This window comes from uncultured Roseovarius sp., from assembly GCF_963972555.1.
GTDB classification, from domain to species: domain Bacteria; phylum Pseudomonadota; class Alphaproteobacteria; order Rhodobacterales; family Rhodobacteraceae; genus Roseovarius; species Roseovarius mucosus.
The window spans coordinates 68,626-86,993 of record NZ_CAXAUM010000014.1 but is presented as its reverse complement, the minus strand read 5'-3'; the positions used below and the strand labels follow the sequence as shown (position 1 = coordinate 86,993).

General features: G+C 62.9%; 19 protein-coding genes. 8 read left to right on the top strand and 11 right to left on the bottom strand.

Annotated features, from left to right (window positions below):
- Positions 1–52: 52 nt before the first annotated feature.
- The 9 genes from AACZ65_RS13730 to AACZ65_RS13690 all read right to left on the bottom strand — a co-directional run bounded on the left by AACZ65_RS13730 (position 53) and on the right by AACZ65_RS13690 (position 8,854).
- Positions 53–1,600: a cytochrome D1 domain-containing protein gene (locus tag AACZ65_RS13730; protein WP_339671754.1), complete on the bottom strand. Its 1,548-nt coding sequence runs from the start codon at positions 1,598–1,600 to the stop codon at positions 53–55.
- Complete coding sequence (nirJ, locus tag AACZ65_RS13725) at positions 1,575–2,789, bottom strand: heme d1 biosynthesis radical SAM protein NirJ (protein ID WP_339671752.1); 1,215 nt, start codon at positions 2,787–2,789, stop codon at positions 1,575–1,577. Before nirJ ends, AACZ65_RS13730 begins: the two co-directional genes overlap by 26 nt.
- Before the next feature lies 1 nt (position 2,790).
- Positions 2,791–3,279, bottom strand: coding sequence for an Lrp/AsnC family transcriptional regulator (locus AACZ65_RS13720; protein WP_339671750.1), 489 nt, complete (start codon positions 3,277–3,279; stop codon positions 2,791–2,793).
- On the bottom strand, positions 3,276–3,725 hold the full coding sequence (locus AACZ65_RS13715) for an AsnC family transcriptional regulator (protein ID WP_339671748.1): 450 nt from the start codon (positions 3,723–3,725) through the stop codon (positions 3,276–3,278). Before AACZ65_RS13715 ends, AACZ65_RS13720 begins: the two co-directional genes overlap by 4 nt.
- Positions 3,722–4,711 carry an Lrp/AsnC family transcriptional regulator gene (locus AACZ65_RS13710; protein WP_339671746.1) on the bottom strand — a complete coding sequence of 330 codons (990 nt, stop codon included), beginning with the start codon at positions 4,709–4,711 and terminating at the stop codon, positions 3,722–3,724. Before AACZ65_RS13710 ends, AACZ65_RS13715 begins: the two co-directional genes overlap by 4 nt.
- Positions 4,712–4,714: 3 nt before the next feature.
- Positions 4,715–5,953, bottom strand: coding sequence for a cytochrome D1 domain-containing protein (locus tag AACZ65_RS13705; RefSeq protein ID WP_339671744.1), 1,239 nt, complete (start codon positions 5,951–5,953; stop codon positions 4,715–4,717).
- Complete coding sequence (locus AACZ65_RS13700) at positions 5,950–6,249, bottom strand: cytochrome c (RefSeq protein WP_037274441.1); 300 nt, start codon at positions 6,247–6,249, stop codon at positions 5,950–5,952. Before AACZ65_RS13700 ends, AACZ65_RS13705 begins: the two co-directional genes overlap by 4 nt.
- The gene (gene cobA, locus AACZ65_RS13695) at positions 6,242–7,027 is read right to left on the bottom strand and encodes a uroporphyrinogen-III C-methyltransferase (RefSeq protein ID WP_339671741.1); all 786 of its coding nucleotides are present in this window, start codon (positions 7,025–7,027) and stop codon (positions 6,242–6,244) included. Before cobA ends, AACZ65_RS13700 begins: the two co-directional genes overlap by 8 nt.
- Positions 7,028–7,105: 78 nt before the next feature.
- Entirely contained in the window at positions 7,106–8,854 is a 1,749-nt protein-coding gene (locus AACZ65_RS13690) for a cytochrome D1 domain-containing protein (RefSeq protein WP_339671739.1), read from the bottom strand.
- A 254-nt stretch (positions 8,855–9,108) separates the two neighbouring features.
- On the opposite strand from AACZ65_RS13690, the gene AACZ65_RS13685 reads away from it, so the two are divergent.
- Genes AACZ65_RS13685 through AACZ65_RS13660 form a run of 6 tightly spaced genes read left to right on the top strand, consistent with a single transcriptional unit; the run spans position 9,109 to position 14,526 of the window.
- Positions 9,109–9,561 carry a cytochrome c gene (locus tag AACZ65_RS13685; protein ID WP_037274434.1) on the top strand — a complete coding sequence of 151 codons (453 nt, stop codon included), beginning with the start codon at positions 9,109–9,111 and terminating at the stop codon, positions 9,559–9,561.
- Positions 9,562–9,576: 15 nt separating this feature from the next.
- Positions 9,577–10,941: a cbb3-type cytochrome c oxidase subunit I gene (locus AACZ65_RS13680; RefSeq protein ID WP_339671737.1), complete on the top strand. Its 1,365-nt coding sequence runs from the start codon at positions 9,577–9,579 to the stop codon at positions 10,939–10,941.
- A gap of 5 nt (positions 10,942–10,946) precedes the next feature.
- Entirely contained in the window at positions 10,947–11,759 is an 813-nt protein-coding gene (locus tag AACZ65_RS13675) for a CbbQ/NirQ/NorQ/GpvN family protein (protein ID WP_339671735.1), read from the top strand.
- Positions 11,760–11,768: 9 nt separating this feature from the next.
- Positions 11,769–13,706 carry a nitric oxide reductase D protein gene (locus AACZ65_RS13670; protein WP_339671733.1) on the top strand — a complete coding sequence of 646 codons (1,938 nt, stop codon included), beginning with the start codon at positions 11,769–11,771 and terminating at the stop codon, positions 13,704–13,706.
- A complete protein-coding gene (locus tag AACZ65_RS13665) occupies positions 13,703–14,251 on the top strand; it encodes a cytochrome c oxidase subunit 3 (RefSeq protein WP_339671732.1) in 549 nt (182 codons plus the stop codon). Before AACZ65_RS13670 ends, AACZ65_RS13665 begins: the two co-directional genes overlap by 4 nt.
- 5 nt (positions 14,252–14,256) lie before the next feature.
- Positions 14,257–14,526, top strand: a complete 270-nt coding sequence (locus tag AACZ65_RS13660; RefSeq protein WP_339671730.1) for a nitric oxide reductase F protein — start codon at positions 14,257–14,259, stop codon at positions 14,524–14,526.
- A gap of 43 nt (positions 14,527–14,569) precedes the next feature.
- On the opposite strand, the gene AACZ65_RS13655 is transcribed toward AACZ65_RS13660, so the two are convergent.
- Both AACZ65_RS13655 and AACZ65_RS13650 read right to left on the bottom strand, forming a co-directional pair.
- The gene (locus AACZ65_RS13655; RefSeq protein ID WP_339671729.1) at positions 14,570–15,130 is read right to left on the bottom strand and encodes a DUF4202 domain-containing protein; all 561 of its coding nucleotides are present in this window, start codon (positions 15,128–15,130) and stop codon (positions 14,570–14,572) included.
- Complete coding sequence (locus tag AACZ65_RS13650) at positions 15,127–15,780, bottom strand: Crp/Fnr family transcriptional regulator (RefSeq protein ID WP_245875187.1); 654 nt, start codon at positions 15,778–15,780, stop codon at positions 15,127–15,129. The genes AACZ65_RS13655 and AACZ65_RS13650 overlap by 4 nt, the downstream gene beginning before the upstream one ends.
- Before the next feature lie 399 nt (positions 15,781–16,179).
- On the opposite strand from AACZ65_RS13650, the gene AACZ65_RS13645 reads away from it, so the two are divergent.
- Together AACZ65_RS13645 and AACZ65_RS13640 are read left to right on the top strand one after the other, a co-directional pair.
- Positions 16,180–17,154 (top strand): quinone oxidoreductase, encoded by a 975-nt coding sequence (locus tag AACZ65_RS13645; RefSeq protein WP_339671727.1) that lies wholly within the window; start codon positions 16,180–16,182, stop codon positions 17,152–17,154.
- 122 nt (positions 17,155–17,276) lie between these two features.
- Positions 17,277–18,338 carry an extracellular solute-binding protein gene (locus AACZ65_RS13640; RefSeq protein ID WP_339671725.1) on the top strand — a complete coding sequence of 354 codons (1,062 nt, stop codon included), beginning with the start codon at positions 17,277–17,279 and terminating at the stop codon, positions 18,336–18,338.
- Positions 18,339–18,368 lie beyond the last annotated feature (30 nt).

Genomic DNA, 18,368 nt, shown 5'->3' with positions numbered 1-18,368 from the left:
AGTGAATCATGTTCTCATAACCGCGTCGAGGGCCGACTTTTTCAGCAGCCTGTTAATGGCTGGTTCCTTCCGAGAATGTAATCTTGTTAAAGACATTGTATTTCCCCGAGGGCTTGCGCATCGGCAGCCGGGTCACTTCCTCCAGCGTGGCCGCATCGTAGACGATCACCGCGCCGTCGTCCTCCCAGATGGACACCAAGGCATAGCGCCCGTCGCGGGTGAATTCCACATGCGCCACCGTGGCCCCCGGCTCTGGTTGCAATGTGCGCACGATTTCAAGGCTTTGCTTGTCGATCACATGCATGACATCCTTGTTCGGACCAAAGAACACATCCGCCCAGAAATAGGGCGAATTCTCGTGGCTGCGCAGGAAAAAACCAGGCCCCTCGGTGGCGATGGTCTTGATCACGCTCCAGTCATTCGTATCGATGATCGACAACACGCCCTCTTTCAGATGCGGTGTCGCCATCACCCGATGGCCATTGCGTTCCCATGAAATGCCCGATCCCAGATGTGGCATACCGGGCAGCGGCAATTCGGCAATCTCGCGGCCCACGTTGAGGTTGACCACCACGCCGCGTTCGGAATCGCGCGTGGCTCCGATCAGATGCCGGTAATCATCCGAGAAAAAGAAGTCATCCAGCGGCTCGCGCACCTCGATCCGGCGGCGCGCGAACAGGCCTTGGGACGAGGGCAGCGCCTCGACCATGCCCTTCTCGCGGCTATGGACAAATCCCTCATAGACCGGCTCTGCCTCCGGGTCGGTCGCCACCTCCCAGATTTCGGGCACATCCTTGAGCGCCAGCACGAAACTGTCGCGCTGCGGCACCTGATAGACCGCCGAAACGCGGCTTGGGGTGCCATCCGCGCCGATCACCGGCATCACGCGCGCCACGCTCAGATCCTCGGTCGACAACAGCGTCAGCGTCATCGGCAGGTAATTCGCCACCGCCAGCCATTTGCCATCGGCGCTCATCGCGATGTTGCGGCTGTTGAGGCCTGCGCGCACCCGCCCCACCTGTTTGAGCGACCAGATATCGTATTTCTGCACCCAGCCATCGCGCGACATGATGAACACATAGCGCCCCTCGGGGCTGAACTTTGGCCCGCCATGCAAGGCAAAGGGCGTCTCGAACCGGTCCAGCACGGCAAAGCTATCGCCATCCAGAACGCTCACATGATGGTCGCCGGTTTCCACGACCAGCGTGATATTGAGCGGATCGGCGGGAAACACCGGCGCCTCGGCGGCGTGATAGCCCGGATCGAACCACCGCGTTGCCTCGATGTCCTCGGCCTCCCAAACCGGCGCCTCCGCCAAAGGTGTGTGCAACCAGTCGGCCAGCGCCGCCAGATCCTCCTCGCTCAGCGCATCGCCGAAACCGGGCATCTGCGTCGCCGCCCGCCCCTTGGCGATCACCTCCATCAGGTTAGGCCCGCGCATCCGCCCCAAACTCTCGGGGATGAGCGCAGGCCCCTGACCACCCAGCCGCGCCGCCCCGTGACAGTCGGCGCAGGCGTCGCGGTAAATCTGCGCCGGATCGGCCATCGCCACACCTGCGCTCATCATGAGAATGCTAGATAAAACGGTGAACCGGATCATGTCTCTTGCCTCGGAATGGGGTCACGGTCAGCCGCGCCTCGGCGCTGTCCACGCCGATCTCGCGGTCACTCAGGTAACAGGCCGGGTCCTCGGCCCAGGGGTCGCCGGTCAATTGCAGCGCCCGAATACGGGTGTTGCCGCCGCACACTGCGCGAAACGCACAGTCCCCACACCGCCCTTTCAGAGGGCGCGGGCGTTGCCGCAACTGCGCCAGCATCGGATCGCTTCCGGTCCATATCTCGGAAAACTTGGCGGTTTTCACATTGCCTACCGTGTAATCCGACCAATAGGTATCGGGATGCACCCGCCCCAGCGTGTCGATATTGGCCACGCCCAAGCCCGACGAATTGCCGCCCCAGGCCTCCAGATGTGCGCGCAGATGCGCCACCCGCTCCGCCTCGAAATGCCGCGCCGCCCAATGCAGCAGGTAAACCGCGTCGGCATCATTGTTGCCGGTGACAATATCCAGCGGTGCATCCTCCGCCGCCGCCACCCAGGCCCGGTCGATCAACGCATCCAGCGCCTGCCGTGTGTGGCGATGCATCGCATCCTCGCCCCGGTTCTTGTCGCCGCGCCCCGCATAGACCAGATGCGAGAGGTAAAACTTGTCCACCCCCTCATCATCGCAAAGTCGCAACAAATCCGTCAGTTGCGGCGCGTTATCGCGCGTCAGCGTGAACCGCAGCCCCACCTTGATGCCCCGCGCCTTGCAGGCCCGCACCCCGCGCAACGCATTGGCAAAGGCCCCCTCGACCCCGCGAAACCAGTCATTCGTCGACCCAACCCCGTCAATCGAGATGCCCACGTAATCAAATCCGATCTCGGCCACGCGGTCGGCGGTCTCGCCATGGATCTTGGTGCCGTTCGTGCTCAGCGCCAGCATCCGCACCCGCTTGCGCGCCTCTGCGGCAATCTCGAACAGATCGCGCCGGTCCAGCGGCTCTCCCCCCGACAGGATCAGCGCCGGAATGCCGAAATCCCCCAGATCGGCCAGTGTCGCCATCGCCTGATCGTGGCTCAACTCGCCCGGAAAATCCACATCCGCCGACACCGTGTAGCAATGCCGACATTTCAGATTGCAGCGCCGGGTCAAGTTCCAGATCACCACCGGCTTGACCGGCCCGGCCCCCCTGCGGCGCAGCGGGGCGGGATTGACCAGTTGATGCATATATTCGGTGAGACGAAACATCTCAGCCCTCCTTGGGCCGCAGTCGCAGCCCGGTTTTCTTGAGAATCCGTGTGGAATAGAGAATGTCATGCGCCCGGCACGCCGGACCCAAGAGCGCGGCAATCGCCTGCCGCTTGTCTTCGACGGCCTCCCGGCTTGCGCCATGGATCATGGCAAAGAGATTATAGCGCCACGCGGGCAGGGCGCGCGGGCGCTCATAACAATGGCTCACATAGTCGAGCGCGCCGACCAACACCCCCAACTCGGCAATCTGCCCGTCCTCGACATCCCAGACCGACATGCCATTGGCCACCATGCCCAAGGCATAATGATTGGGGGCCACGGCAATGCGCCGGATGACACCCTGCGTCTGCATCTCGCGCAGCCGCGCGCAGAGCACGTCCTCGTTCATTCCCAACCCTGCCGCGACGGCAGCATAGGGCGCAGGCACCAAGGGCAGCCCCCCTTGCGTGGCGGCGATGATCCGGCGGTCTGTGGCGTCAATCGTCATGCGGCTACCCTGAATCCGATGAAAAACTCCCTGAGCTTGGGGAAACGATGCACGCGCAGCCCCGTTTCCCGCTCAAGCTCCGATGCCACCCCGGCAATCTCTCCCTCGGTTTCCGTGGCCAGAACGAACCACATGTTCAGCCGGTGTGTGCGTTGATAATTATGCGCCACCTCGGGGCGCGCATTGACTTTTGTCACGACCGCTTCGAATTCCGCCTCGGGCACCGCCATGGCACAGAGGCAAAACGCCCCGCCCATCGCCTCGGCATCGTAAAACGGACCAAAGCGCGTGATCACGCCCTCCGCCTGCATCCGCTCCAGCCGCGCAATGAGATCGCAACCGCTCACGCCCAGCTCCGCACCCACCGCCTCAAAGGGGTGCGGTACGATGGGAAACCCCTCTTGCAGCCGGTTCAATATCCGCCGGTCCATCGCATCGAGCGTCATGCAAGGCTCCTTTCATCCGCCACCATCGCCCCGGTCTGCTTGAAACACCGGCTGGAAAACAGCGCCAGATGCGGCACATCACGCAGCGCGGGCAGGGCGGCGGCGCACTCCAGATCCGCCAACGCTTGCGCCCGGCTCTGGGCATGGATCATGGAATAGAGCCGATAGGGCCAGACCCCCTCAACCGGCCGCCGCTCATAGCAGAGCGTGACACCGGGGCTCGCCGCCAATTGCGGCCCGGCCTCGGTGATTGCCTCAGAGGGCAGATCCCAGACCACCATCGCATTGGCCCGCCAGCCCAACGCCCGGTGCCGCACGATGACACCAAACCGCGCGATGATCCGCGCCGCACTCAGCGCACGGATACGCGCCATCACCTCGGCCTCGCTTTGCCCCAACCGGGCTGCCAGCCTCTCATAAGGCTGCGCCTCGAACGCCAGACCCTCGGTCAGCGCCTGCACCAACGCCCGGTCGCCGGGGCGCAAAACTGCCAGATCAGGGGCCGCCACCTGCGGCACCCGTGCACGCGCCCCGCGCAGACAAAACCCCAAATCAAGGTTGAAAGGGCGCACCAAGGGCAGATCCAGCACCCGCAACCGGCTGCGCGCGCCAATCCGCGCCAGCGCCCGGTCGATATGCGCCCGGTCCGGCCCCGTGGCCACGAACCACAGATTCCAGCGGTTTTCGCGCAAGTAGGAGTGGTTCACCCCCGGCTCCGCGCCGATGATGGACGCCACCTCGTCAATCCGCGCCTCCGGTGCTGCCACGGCCGCGAGCGTGCTCGCCGACAGCGTGTTGGGCGTGACCGTGGCCCCCACCCGCGTGATCTGCCCCGCCGCGCGCTTTGCGCGCAGCCGCGCGATCACATCCGCTTCCGTGGTGCCAAGGCTCTGCGCCAACACCCCATAGGGGCGCGTGGCCACCGGGAAATCGCGCTGCCAGTCGTTCAAGAGCGCCCGGTCAATCGGATCGGCAAAATGCTCCATCGCTCACAACCCCGTCTTGTGCGCCCGCGCGGTAAAGAAAATACCCGACGGGCTGTCGGCTTCGATCTCGCGCAGCTTCTCAAAGGTCTCGGTGTCATAGACCATGACCCGCCCCGCATCGCGCACCGACAGCCAGACCTCGTGACCGCGCGGCGTAAACTCCATGTGCAGCACGCCGGGTCCGGGCTTGAATTCATGGATCACCTGCTTGCTCAGCGTATCGATCACCTGAATCGTGTCATTCAACGGATGCGCGAAATTTACCCAGACCTGCCGCCCATCGGGGCGCGCCATGGCAAAGACCGGCTGGCCATAGACCGCCGTGCGCCCGCTTTCCTCCAGACTGCGCGCATCGACCCACAGCACCTCATGCTGCCCCATGGCAGGCAGGGCAAAATCCGTCCCCGCCAGCGCCCAGCCCTCCAGATGCGGCATCTTGTAGACCGGCAGCCCCGCGCGTCCCTCGGCATAACCGGGCAGGATGGGCTTGGGCTGCGGCGGATCTTGCCAGAGGTCCAGCGCGGTCAGATGATCCGCGCCGAACAGCCCCGCAATATACGTCCGCCCATCGCCAGTGACGAGCGCATCATAGGGGTTTTCCCCCATGCCCGTGATCTTGGTGATCTGCGGTGCCTTGCCCGACAGGTCGGCAATCCATGTCTCGCCCTGATCCCACAGCGAAAAGACAAAGCGCGTGCCGGGAATATCCACCAAACCGATGGTCTTGCCGCCGGTGGGAATATCCGCGACCGGTGCCAGCGTGTCTGCATCGAATACCCGCACGCCGCCCGGCTCATAATTCGACACCGCCACATAGCGGCCATCGTCCGAAATCGCCCCGCCGATGGAATTCCCGGCCTGCATGACCCGCGCCACGATGCGCCGCTCCAGAATATCGACCTTGGTCAATCCGCCATCGCGGCCAAAGACATAGGCAAACCGCTCGTCAGGGGAATAGACCAGGCTCGCATGGCTCAGATCGCCCAGGCCCTCGATCCGGCCCAGTGCCGCGCGCTCGGATTGATCCACCACCAAGAGCGCTCCGCTGGCGCGCTCCACCACCAACCCCAGATCGCCCGTGGCCTGCGCCGCCACTCCGCTGGCCAGTACCGAGGCCAGCAAAAATGCCAGCCCCCCCAACCCACGCCGCACCGGCCGTTCATCTGGCCCGAAATACCTCGGGGGGGTCGCCCGCAGGGCGACGGGGGCAGCGCCCCCAAGAAACCGCGCGATCCGGCTCATTCGTCCTCTCCTTTCAACAGGTAATCGGCAATCCACGCCGCCTCCGCCGCGCTCAGCAAGGGCCGCCAGGGTGGCATCGGCGTGCCGGGGATCCCGTCCAGAATGACGGCTTGCAGGCTCTCCCGGTCGTGATGCCCCAGCGATACGGCGCGAATATCCGGCCCCAACCCGCCTTTCAGGCTCAGCCCATGGCACGAGCCGCAATCCTGATGCACCAGCCGCGCGAGGGCCTGCGCGTCCGGCTCGGCCCATGCCGGTGCGCCCAGCAGCGCCAGCAAGAGGGCAAGCCTATTCACCGGCCATCACCTCCGGCAATTCCAGCGGCAATTCCAGCGGCACCGCCGCACCCTGATAGAGCGAGACCACATGCCCGATCACAAAGAGCACCGGCGCGGGCAAGGGCCGTTCCGCCATCTCCAGCCCGATCCGATCAAGCCGCGACAGATGCCGCAGCTCGCGCGGCGTGGTGACATGCGCCACCGCCAGAACCGGCAGCGCACCGGGCAGCCCCGCGCGCATCAGCTTCAACGCGATTTCCGCGATATTGGCCGCCCCCATATAGACCACCAGCGTGGTCTCTTCATCGGCAAGGCTCGCCCAGTCGAGATCGAGTTTCGCCCCCTGCGCCCGGTGCCCGGTGACATAGCGCACGCCCGTGGCCAGACCCCGATGCGTGAGCGGCACGCCGGTCGCGGCGGCCATACCCTGAGCGGCGGTGATGCCCGGCGCATAGTCCACCGCAATGCCGCGCGCCTGCAAATACGCCGCCTCCTCCGAGCCGCGGCCAAAGATCAGCGGATCGCCCCCCTTGAGCCGCGCCACGATCCGCCCTTCAAGGGCAAGGTCCGCGAGAATTTCGTTGATGCGCCCCTGTGGCACCGTATGGCATCCCGGTGCCTTGCCCACCGGCACAAGCCGTGCCGATGCAGGCGCCAAGGCCAGGATTTCAGGGCTGACCAGCCGGTCATAGACCACCGCTTCCGCCTCTTGCAGCATTTGCAGCGCGCGCAGCGTCATCAGGTCCACCGCCCCCGGCCCTGCGCCGATCAGATGGACTTTGCCTGTGGGTGTCATGGGGATGGCTCCTTGGCTGGACAATTCTGGCTGAGGGTCCGGGGGCCCGCCCTCACAGGCCCCCGGCACTGGCCCGCGTCAGTAGACGTCGGCGCGGGTGTTATAGACGTTGAACTTGCCCGTCGGCGTGATCAGGCGCTCGTCCTTGATCACATGCTTGAGCTCCAGCGTCTTGTCATCGACCACCACGATGGCCGATTGCAGGTCCTTGGCATTCCAGACCGAGAACCAGACTTCATCGCCGGCCTTGTTGTATTCGCCCTGCACGACGCGGGGCTGGCCTTCGGTGATGCCGGCCCACTCGACCAGTGGCAGCACGGTGAATTGCGGCTCTTCCTGCCCCAGCTCATCGATCTTGAACACCGCGACCGCGCCCGAGATTTCCGCATCGGGATTGAGCGGCGCATCGACATAGAGGTGATTGGAGTTGGGATGCGTTTTCACGAACAGCGACCCGCCCCCCATCGCGTAAAGCTGCTGCACCATCTTCCAGGCCTGATCGGGATGACCCTCGGGATCGGTGCCGATCAGCGCCACCGTGTCATCGCCCAGATGCGAGGTGGCCCAGACCGGGCCGTGAACCGGATGGTTGATATTGGCCCCGCGTCCCGGATGCGGCGTCAGACCCTCGGTCTCGATGATCGCCTCCAGATCGCCCTCCTTGGTGTCGATCACCGCCACCTTGTTGCGCGCATTGGCAGCGGTCAGGAAATACCGCTTGGTGCTGTCAAGCCCGCCATCATGCAGGAACCGCTCGGCCTCGATCTCTGTCACCTTGAGGTTCTTGATGTCCGAATAATCGACCATCAGGATCATCCCGGTTTCCTTGACGTTGACGATGAATTCGGGCCGGTAATGCGAACTCAGGATCGCGGCCACGCGCGGCTCGGGGTGAAAGGTCTGTTCGTCATAGATCATGCCACGGGTGGATTTGATCTTGAGCGGCTCCAGCGTGTCGCCATCCATGATCACGAATTGCGGCGGCCAATAGGCCCCGGCAATGGCGTATTTGTCCTCGTAGCCCTCCATTTTCGAGGTCTCGACCGACCGCGCCTCGGCCCCGACCTTGATTTCGGCGACGGTGGCAGGGGTCTCCATCCACAAATCAATCATGTTGATCTTGGCATCGCGACCGATCACAAAGAGATATCGCCCCGAGGCTGAAATCCGGCTGATATGCACCGCATAGCCGGTTTCGATGATGGCCTTGATCTCATAGCTCGCGCCGTCGATCAGGGCGATTTGCCCGGCATCGCGCAAGGTCACCGAAAAGAGGTTGTCGATGTCAATGTCGTTCATCTTTTCCTTGGGCCGGTCTTCGGGCGCGATATGCACCTTCCAGCTTGCCTTCATCTCGGGCATGCCGAATTCCGGTGGCACAGCCGGATCGAGCAGGATGTAACGCGCCATCATGTCGACCTCTTCCTCGCTGAGGTCCCCCGAGGTGCCCCAGTTGGGCATGCCCGCAGGCGAGCCATAGGTGATGAAGTCGCGCAGGTATTCATACCCGTTTTCGCGGGTCAGGTCCGGCGTCAGCGCCTTGCCGGTGGCCCCTTTGCGCAACACGCCGTGACACCCGGCGCAGCGCTCGAAATAGATCGTGTTGGCCTTTTGGTATTCCTCTTGGGTCATCACCGGATCGCCCGGCTTGCGCCCCGGTATCTCGACCTTGAGCTGGCCGAGCGTGGTCATCGACGGCTCGTAGGCGGCAGAGGGTCCCTCGGCATGAGAGGCATCCTGCGCCATCGCGCCAGTGCTTGCGAGCGCCATGGCAATCGCAGCCCCTGAAATCAGGGTCGCGTGCCAACTGGCTTGTCTGGGTTTCATGTGATTCACTCCATTCCGCTGGTGAGGCTCCTTTAGAATGGCGCGGTGCGGCCACAGGACCCTTGACCAAAGTCAACGCAACAGCAGGAAATTCAGGTCGGGTCCGGGGGCGCTGCCCCCGACGCCGCTGCGCGGCTCCCCCGAGGTATTTTCGGCCAGATGAAAGCCTGCGCGCCGTTGACAATAGTCAAGGAGTGCCACGCCCGGCGCGCGCATGCTGGCCCCAGTCGCAGTTACGCGCAAAGGAGAATCGCATGCGCGAAGTCATGACCAAGAGCATGGCCAGAAATATTTTCTACGGGGGATCGCTGTTCTTTATCCTCATCTTTCTGGGCCTGTCGGTGCATTCGCACTATTACATCACCACCACCTCGACCAATGCCGAGACGCTCACCGAGAGCGTTGCCCTGGGCAAGAAGGTCTGGGAGGACAAGACCTGCATCAACTGTCACTCGATCATGGGCGAGGGCGCTTACTTTGCCCCCGAACTGGCCAATGTCACGACCCGCTGGGGCGTGGCCGATGATCCAGAGGCGGCCTACGAGATGCTTGACGGCTGGATCAAGGCCCAGCCCTCGGGCGTCGAGGGCCGTCGCCAGATGCCCTATTTCGACCTGACCGAAGAAGAAACCCGCGGCCTCGCCGATTTCCTGCTCTGGGTCGATTCCATCGACGCACAGGGCTGGCCGCCCAATGACGCGGGCTGAGAAAGGACCGGACCAATGAAATACGAAACGCAGAAAATCGCGCTGGCCTACTTCTCGGTGGCGCTCGCGCTCTTTCTCATCCAGATCATCGGCGGCCTGCTGGTGGGCTGGGTCTATGTCAGCCCCAATTTCCTGAGCGAGCTGGTGCCCTTCAGCACGTTGCGTATGCTGCACACCAATTCGCTCATTGTCTGGCTCTTGCTGGGGTTCTTCGGTGCCGCCTATTTCCTGATCCCCGAAGAGGCCGAGCGTGAAATCCACTCGACCAAACTCGCCTATCTGCAACTGATCATCCTCGTGGTCGGTACGCTCGGCGTGGTCGTGACCTATCTCTTCAACATCTTCGAGGGCCACTGGCTCTTGGGCAAGGAGGGGCGCGAGTTTCTCGAACAACCCGTCTGGGTCAAGGTGGGCATTGTTGTCGCGGCGCTGATCTTTCTCTTCAACGTGTCGATGACCGTGCTCAAGGGCCGCAAGACCGCGATTTCCAACATCCTGCTCCTGGGCCTCTGGGGTTTGGCGCTGCTCTTTCTCTTTGCCTTTTACAACCCCGAGAACCTCAGCCTCGACAAGCAATACTGGTGGTATGTCGTCCATCTCTGGGTCGAGGGCGTCTGGGAACTGATCATGGCCTCGATCCTGGCTTTCCTGATGCTGAAGCTCACCGGGGTTGACCGCGAAGTGGTGGAGAAATGGCTCTATGTCATCGTCGCCGCAGCACTTTTCTCGGGCATCCTCGGCACCGGGCACCATTACTACTGGATCGGCTCGCCGGGTTACTGGCAGTGGATCGGCTCGATCTTCAGCTCACTCGAAGTGATCCCCTTCTTTGGCATGATGGCCTTTGCCTTTGTCATGGTCTGGAAGGGGCGGCGCGATCACCCCAACAAGGCAGCGCTCTTGTGGTCCCTGGGCTGCGCCACGCTGGCCTTCTTTGGGGCGGGGATCTGGGGCTTTCTGCACACGCTGCACGGGGTCAACTACTATACCCACGGCACGCAGATCACCGCGGCCCATGGCCACCTCGCCTTTTACGGGGCTTATGTCTGCCTCAATATCGCGATCTTCACCTATGCTCTGCCGATCCTGCGGAACCGCGACCCCTACAATCAGGTGCTCAACATGGCCGCCTTCTGGCTGATGTCGGGCGGCATGGTGTTCATGACCTTCACGCTGACCTTTGCGGGCACGGTGCAGACCCACCTGCAACGGGTGATGGGCGAATATTACATGGATGTGCAGGACCAGATCGCCATCTTCTACTGGATGCGCTTCGGCGCGGGCGTGGTGGTGTTCCTTGGCGTGCTGCTGCTGATCTATGCCCTTGCCATGCCCCGGCGCGAAGTGATCTCGGCCAGCGCATCGGTCGCGGCGGAGTGAGCACCATGGACGGACATATCACCCTGCAAAACGGGGGGGCGGCAACCGCCCCCTTCTACCTCTCCCAAGGCGACGAATGCGCCCTCTTCGAGGCCGCCAGCCGCAATGACCTGCCGGTGCTGCTCAAGGGGCCGACGGGCTGTGGCAAGACCCGTTTCGTGGCGCACATGGCCGCGCGTCTTGGCCGCCCGCTCTATACCGTGGCCTGTCACGATGACCTCTCGGCGGCGGATCTCATTGGCCGTTACCTGCTCAAGGGCGGCGAAACCGTCTGGGTCGATGGCCCGCTCACCCGCGCCGTGCGCGAAGGGGCGATCTGTTATCTCGACGAGGTGGTCGAGGCGCGCAAGGATGTGACCGTGGTGCTGCATCCGCTGACCGATGACCGCCGCATCCTGCCCATTGACCGCACCGGCGAGGAACTGGAGGCCGCCCCCGGTTTCATGCTCGTGGCGTCCTACAATCCCGGTTATCAGAACATCCTGAAAACGCTGAAACCCTCCACCCGGCAACGCTTTGTCGCGATGGAATTCGACTTTCCCGCCCCCGATCTGGAAACCCGGATCGTGGCGCAGGAATCCGGTCTGGACGAGAGCCGCGCGCGCGCGCTCATACGCCTTGCCGGTAAACTCCGCGCCCTCAAGGGTCAGGATCTGGAAGAGGGGGTCTCGACCCGCCTCGTCATCTATGCCGCGACCCTCATCGCCACGGGGATGCCGATCGAGCGCGCCATCGAGGCCGCGATGATCCAACCCCTGACCGATGACGCGGACATCAAACGCGGGCTCCTCGATCTTGTCACGGCTGTCTTTGGGTGAGGCATGGCCATGACACGGATTGAAATCGAGCCATGGGAACCCGAAGAAACCGTCGGGAAACTGTGGCACGCTTTTGCCAGCCGCCTCGATGCACCCCTCGTGCATCACGGAGCCGCGGTTGACCTTTCCGAGGTCAGCGGGCGGCTGGCCGTCTTTTTCCGGGGCTTGGGCGGTGGGCATGCGGTGGACATCCGCGCCACGCCGCCCGAGGTCTCGCAGCACCGCCTGCGCTTTCTGCGCCGCTTGGGCACCGAGGCCGAGATCACGCCGCGCGCCAGCTTTGACGGCGAGGTGCTGCGCCTGCCCGAGACCCTTGCGCTCTTTCCTTCACGCGCGGCCAATGGCGTGCTCTACCTCTGGCTCACGGCGGCGGTGGCCCATGCGCCTGCCCAAGCGACCGACCCCGATCCGCTGCGCGCTGATCTGCTCAGCCTGCGCACCGCCCTGCACATGACCAAGGTCACGCTCACAGCCGCACCCGGTCTCTGCGAGCTTTACGCTGGCCTGGCCCATGTCACGCTTCAGTCGCGACCCCAGCACAGCCTCCCACAAGATGAGGGCGCGATCGAGGCTGTGATCCGTCACATGCTGGATGATCCCACGCCGCTCAGCCCCCGCGCCCAGACGCTCCTCGGCATCGTGCAATCGAATGATCTGCCCTGCCTTTCCGCCCCTCGCGGCTATCGCCCGTTCCGCCCGGTCCCGCTCTGGCCCGACCTGCGCGCGCTGGTGCTCTCCGCCCGCGACGAGGTCGAAAGCCGCGATACCGATGGCCCCCCCGAGGAAGACAGCAACAAGACCCACCGCGCCCGCCGCCGCAAGGCCGATCAGGCGGAACGCCGCGACAGTTTGATCTTGCATAAGTTCGAGGCCATTCTCAGTTGGGCCGAATTTCTCAACCTCAACCGCCGGGTTGACGATGACGATCCCGACAGCGCCAAGAAGGCCGCCGACGACCAAGAGGAAATTGGCTTGGGCCAGATTTCCAAGGCCCCCGCCACCCGCCTCAAGCTGCATCTCGATCTGGCCCCCGAGGATGTGGACCGCGAACGCCTTTCAGGCACGACCCTCTATCCCGAATGGGACACCCGCACCGGGGCCTATCTGCCCGATCATGTGCGTGTCCTGGACAGCGTGGCGCAGCCGGGCACGGCGCAGCCGACCTTTCGCACCGATCCGCAGGCCCGCCGCCGCATCCACCGTGTGCGTCAGCAATTCGAGGCGCTGCGACCGGGGCGTGTCTCGATCCCCGGACAGCTTGACGGCGACGAGTTGGACATCGAGGCCGCCGTGCGCGCCCGGATCGACATTCTCGCCAATGGCACAGGGACCAATCGCATCTGGCGGCAAACCCGCCCGCAGGCCCGCGATCTGGCCGTGTCCATCCTGCTGGATGTCAGCCGCTCGACCGAGAGCGCGGTAGGCGACCGCGCCGTGATCGACATCGAACGCGAGGCACTGGCCGCCCTCGCCTGGGGGCTGGACGCCTGCGGCGATACCTTCGCCATCAATGCCTTTTCGTCGCTCAAACGCGACCGCGTCTATATCCAGACCTGCAAAGGCTTTGACGATCCGATGGGACCGCTGGTCGAGGACCGCATCGGCGGGTTGCGTCCCGGCTTTTACACCCGGCTGGGGGCGGCGGTGCGCCACGCCTCTCGGGGGCTGGCGGCACAGGGCGGCAAACGCCGCCTGCTTCTGGTGATAACAGACGGTAAACCCAACGATCTCGATCATTACGAAGGCCGCCACGGCATCGAGGATACCGCCATGGCGGTCCGCGAGGCGCGCCGTGCCGGGCAATCGGTCTTTGGCATCACTGTCGACAAGCAGGCTAAGGCGTGGTTCGCGCGGATGTTCGGGCAGGGTAGTTTTCACGTCATCGCCCATCCCGAACGCCTGACCGAGGCGCTGCCGATGATCTACCGCGAACTGGTCGGCGCATGAGTGAGACAAGCGTTTTTGACGACCTGCCGGGGGATCTGATGATCTGGGTTCTGATCGTCAGCGAGTTGCTGGTGTTCGGCGCTGGGCTGGCAACCTTTCTGGCCGTGCGCCTCACCGATCCCGAGGGGTTTGCTCTGGCACAGGACATGCTGCACCGCACCGGGGCGGGGCTCAACACCGTGGTTCTGGTAACAAGCGGTGCTTTGGCGGCCCTCGCCCTGCATCTGCGCAAAGCGGCCCGGCGCGGGCCCGCGCGACTGGCGCTGGTCGCAGCGGCGGGCTTGGGCGTGGTCTTTCTGACCATCAAGGGCGCGGAATACGCGGCCAAGGCGAGCGCCGGCATCGGCTGGGACACGCACCCGTTCTTTACCTTTTATTACCTTCTCACCGGCTTTCACGCGGCGCATGTTCTGGCAGGCGTCGTTGTCCTCCTGCTCGTCGCATGGCAGGACACCCCCCGCAATATCGAGGCCGGTGCCGCCTTCTGGCACATGGTCGATCTGGTCTGGGTGCTGCTCTTTCCGGTTCTTTACCTTCTCCGGTGATGGCGATGCTCCGCGATCCTCTCTTGCGCGCGTGGGGCTGGCTGATCGGCCTCAGCCTTTGCTCAACCGGGGTCTCGCTCTGGCATTGGCCCGCCACCCTGACCCCGCTTGCCGGGGCGCTCATCCTGACCTTGGGCTGGCTCAAGGCGCGGGTCATCCTCGGGCGCTATCTCGGTCTTGAGGCGGCCCCATTCTGGCGACGCGGATTCGACATAGCCCTCGCGCTTTCCTGCCTGCTCTTGCTTGGGCTCTATCTGGTCGCAGGACTGCTCTGAAAACCTTACAAAATCGCCTGTAGGTTTGTAAGGTTTGTAAGGTTCAAACTTGGAAATGAACCGCCAAGGCCTCGGGCAGATCGAACTCTTCCAACACCCGCGCGCGCCCGTCCTCCGACATTTTCAGCGCCGTCTTGGTGACGATCCGATCCAGCTTTGCAGGGTCTTGCGACGGGACAAAAGGCGCGAAATACCACTTGAGAAAGGTGAAACAGATCACATCCTCCAACGCTTGCACCTCCGGGTCGCGTTTGATTCCCTCTTTGCGGATCATTTTCTGAGCGCGATCAACGTCTTGGCTGTCATAACCGGCGTCTTGCATGATCTCGCCCACGCGGGTTGCGTGATGCTTGGCAAGGGTCGTGCGCCACGTCAGATAGCCCGCGCGCCCTTCTGGAAAATCCTGTCTTTTCAATACCCAACGCTCGATATGCTGGCCCCGCGCGGCAATTTGCAAGGCCTCTGACGCGTTCGGGAACAACCGGTCACACTCCGCGCTCATTCGCTGCCCATAGAGCCACGCCGCCGGCTCTCCTTCGCGCAAATCCGGGTCATGCCGGTTGGCTGCATCAATCGCGGCAAAGGCAATTTCTATTTTTTTCACAATGCCTTACCCCATGCCTCTGCCGGATCTTGCTCGGCGTAATCGCGCAGGGCCTCGATGTCGTTGATCCGCGCATGTTCGCGCGTGATCGCCACGCCCACGGTTTTCAACTTTGCAAAGGCCCGGCTCAAACTCTCGGGTTTCATCCCAAGACGGCCCGCGATCAGGGCCTTGTCATAGGGCAGGGTGACAACACAGGCGCCGTCCTCACAAGTGCTTAATTTAACAAGGAAATCTGCCACTCTTTGCGCACCGGTCTGCGCCTTGATCTGTTCGACTTGCGCCACCAAATCATGCAGGTGCTGAAAGGTCGAAGCAATCACCGAGATTGCAATCTCAGGCTCATGCTGCAGCATGGAAACAAAGCTGCGCGCAGAAATTTGCAATAAAATACAATCTGTTACAGCCTCGGCGGATACCGGATAGGGGCGCGCGCGAAAGGCGACCGCTTCGCCAAAACTATGGCCACGGGCAAACACATTGACCACCGCCTCATTGCCATTCGGGGCCACCCGATAGAGCTTGACCCATCCCTCAAGCACCACGTGAATGACCTGTGCCGCCTCGCCTTGCAGAAAAACGGTCTCGCCCCGCGCGAAACTGCGCAACGAGGAATCTGCCAAAAGCTTGTCCACGACCGGCTCTGGCATAGACCGCAAGAGTATGGATTCTCTTGCAATATCAAAACTTTCGGCGCGCTTCATGGTTTACCCTGACCTGTTGGCTCGTGGATTGATTGGTCCATTGCACGCCCCCAAATCTCAGGCTTCAGAGGGACGGATTCGGCAGTCTTGAAACCATAGTGCTGGATAAATACTCACTCCTCCAACCGTATCAGGGGCTAAATTGAGGCGTCAAGCGGCGTGAATCGTCAAAATACCGCGCTGTATGTGGGCGTGGTGCGAAACGTCAGAGGTCGACTGCATCTGTTTGGTCAGAGCTTTGGAAATCCCGGGGCCGGGATTGCCTTTCTCTGCGGACTGGCCTTTAGTCCCCTACAATCGTCGAATGGCGACAGGGTTCATGGAATGGATGAGAGGGAGCAGGACATGGCGCGAACGGTCATTATCGAAAAGGCAGGCGGGGCTGAGGAGTTGAAGCTGGTCGATATCCCGGTGGGAGAGCCGGGACCGGGTGAAATCCGCATCCGGCACATGGCCTGTGGGTTGAATTTTATTGATGTTTATCAACGCACTGGCCTCTATCCGCTCGCCTATCCACATGCCTTGGGAATGGAGGCGGCAGGGATTGTCGAGGCGGTGGGTGAGGGCGTTACCCATCTCAAACCCGGCGACCGCGCCGCCTATGCTGCAACCCCGCCGGGCGCCTATGCCGAGGCGCGGGTTATGCCCGCGTCGCAGGTTTGTCCGCTGCCCGATGGCATTTCGTTTGAAGATGCAGCCTCGATCATGTTGCAGGGGATGACGGTGGAGTATCTCTTTCACCGGGTCTGGCCGCTTGAGGCGGGCCAAACAGTGCTGTTCCATGCCGCCGCCGGGGGTGTCGGGCTCTTGGCCTGCCAATGGGCACGCTCGGAAGGCATCCGCTTGATCGGAACCGCCGGCACGGACGAAAAATGCCGCCTTGCGATGGAAAATGGTGCGTCGGCCTGCATCAATTACCGCGATGCTGATTTTGTGTCTGAAGTCAAAGCGTTGACAGAGGGCAAGGGCGTGGATGTGGTGATGGACGGGGTGGGTAAGGACACGTTCGAGCGCTCGCTTGATTGCCTCAAGCCATTGGGCATGATGATGTCCTTCGGCAATGCCTCTGGCCCGGTCGAGCCGGTGAGCCTGCTCACGCTGGCGGCCAAGGGGTCGCTCAAGCTGACGCGCACGACGCTCTTCACCTTTCTTGCCGATCATGCCCGCTGTCAGGACATGGCGCGGCATCTCTTCGACAAGGTCGAGAGTGGCGCGGTCAAGGTCAATATCGGCCAGCGGTTCCCGCTTGATCAGGTCGCGGAGGCGCATCGTGCGTTGGAGGGGCGGCAGACCACGGGTTCGACCATCCTGACACTCTGATCCTCGATAAGCCCCTCGCCTAGCCGTGATCTGCGCATGGCTTGACGCATGCGCGGCAGAGGCCTAGCGTCTGGCCGCAACAACAACGGCCCGGAAACCGGGCGATACTCAGGGAGTGTAACATGAGAAAGCTGTTGGGAACTGTCCTGACCAGTGCAGCCTTTGCGCTGGTTGGTACCGCGGGGTCTGCCGAGACCTTGCGTATTTTGACCTGGGGCGGCTATGCGCCCGAGTCGGTGGTCGCGGCCTTCAAGGCCGAGACAGGTATCGACGTGGAAGTGACCCTGTCCAACAACGAGGACATGATTTCCAAACTGCGCGCGACCGGCGGCGCAGGTTTTGACCTGGCACAGCCGAGCCAGGACCGTATCCTTGGCCCGCAGCAGGAATTCGGCATCTACAAGCCGCTCGACCTGAGCCAGATCGACAAAGAGCAATTCATCGGCGATCTCTATGATGCCTCCGTGGCCGCAACCACGGTTGATGGCGCGGCCTATGGCGTGGCGCATATCTGGGGCGTGTCGGGCTTTGCCGTGGATCGCTCTGTTGCGGGCGATATCAAGACCTATGCCGATCTCTGCTCGGCGGACTATGCAGGCAAGATTTCAATGCGGACCAAGCGGATTGCCCTTCTCGGCTTTGCCTTTGCTGCTGGCGAGGATCCGTTCGCGGCCTATTCCGATCCCGCGAAATACGAGGAAATCATCACCGCTGCCGCCGACGCGATGGGCGAATGCAAGGCCAATGTGAAGGCCTATTGGAGCGGTGCCGACGATTTGTTGGCGATGATGCGCTCGGGCGAGGTTGTGGCGGCAGAGGCGTGGGATGCCACCGGGTTCAAGCTGAATGCAGAGGATTCCAAGTGGAATTTCGTGGCGCCCTCGACCGGTGCCTTGGGCTGGATCGACACTTTCGCCCTTCCCGCAAAGGGCGAGAATGATGCGGCGGCCTATCAGTGGATCAACTTTGTGATGCGTCCCGATATTGCGGCGCAGATTGTCAATCAGGCTGGGTCGTTCTCTGCCTCCAAAGGCTCTGACGAGATGGTCGATCCGGCGTTGCGCGCCGCCTATCAAGAGGCGTTCCCGCCCGAGGTGATTTCCAACATCAAGTGGTTCCCGCCGATCCCCGCAGGCCTTGAGGACATCGAAGGCCGTCTGCTGGATCAGATCGCCGCACAATAACCACCAGTCGACGCGGCGGGCCAACCGCCG

Coding starts and splice junctions, on each gene's coding strand:
- AACZ65_RS13730 (WP_339671754.1), bottom strand. CDS start 1,600: ATGATCCGGTTCACCGTTTTATCTAGCATTCTCATGATGAGCGCAGGT.
- nirJ (WP_339671752.1), bottom strand. CDS start 2,789: ATGTTTCGTCTCACCGAATATATGCATCAACTGGTCAATCCCGCCCCG.
- AACZ65_RS13720 (WP_339671750.1), bottom strand. CDS start 3,279: ATGACGATTGACGCCACAGACCGCCGGATCATCGCCGCCACGCAAGGG.
- AACZ65_RS13715 (WP_339671748.1), bottom strand. CDS start 3,725: ATGACGCTCGATGCGATGGACCGGCGGATATTGAACCGGCTGCAAGAG.
- AACZ65_RS13710 (WP_339671746.1), bottom strand. CDS start 4,711: ATGGAGCATTTTGCCGATCCGATTGACCGGGCGCTCTTGAACGACTGG.
- AACZ65_RS13705 (WP_339671744.1), bottom strand. CDS start 5,953: ATGAGCCGGATCGCGCGGTTTCTTGGGGGCGCTGCCCCCGTCGCCCTG.
- cobA (WP_339671741.1), bottom strand. CDS start 7,027: ATGACACCCACAGGCAAAGTCCATCTGATCGGCGCAGGGCCGGGGGCG.
- AACZ65_RS13690 (WP_339671739.1), bottom strand. CDS start 8,854: ATGAAACCCAGACAAGCCAGTTGGCACGCGACCCTGATTTCAGGGGCT.
- AACZ65_RS13685 (WP_037274434.1), top strand. CDS start 9,109: ATGCGCGAAGTCATGACCAAGAGCATGGCCAGAAATATTTTCTACGGG.
- AACZ65_RS13680 (WP_339671737.1), top strand. CDS start 9,577: ATGAAATACGAAACGCAGAAAATCGCGCTGGCCTACTTCTCGGTGGCG.
- AACZ65_RS13675 (WP_339671735.1), top strand. CDS start 10,947: ATGGACGGACATATCACCCTGCAAAACGGGGGGGCGGCAACCGCCCCC.
- AACZ65_RS13670 (WP_339671733.1), top strand. CDS start 11,769: ATGACACGGATTGAAATCGAGCCATGGGAACCCGAAGAAACCGTCGGG.
- AACZ65_RS13665 (WP_339671732.1), top strand. CDS start 13,703: ATGAGTGAGACAAGCGTTTTTGACGACCTGCCGGGGGATCTGATGATC.
- AACZ65_RS13660 (WP_339671730.1), top strand. CDS start 14,257: ATGCTCCGCGATCCTCTCTTGCGCGCGTGGGGCTGGCTGATCGGCCTC.
- AACZ65_RS13650 (WP_245875187.1), bottom strand. CDS start 15,780: ATGCCAGAGCCGGTCGTGGACAAGCTTTTGGCAGATTCCTCGTTGCGC.
- AACZ65_RS13645 (WP_339671727.1), top strand. CDS start 16,180: ATGGCGCGAACGGTCATTATCGAAAAGGCAGGCGGGGCTGAGGAGTTG.
- AACZ65_RS13640 (WP_339671725.1), top strand. CDS start 17,277: ATGAGAAAGCTGTTGGGAACTGTCCTGACCAGTGCAGCCTTTGCGCTG.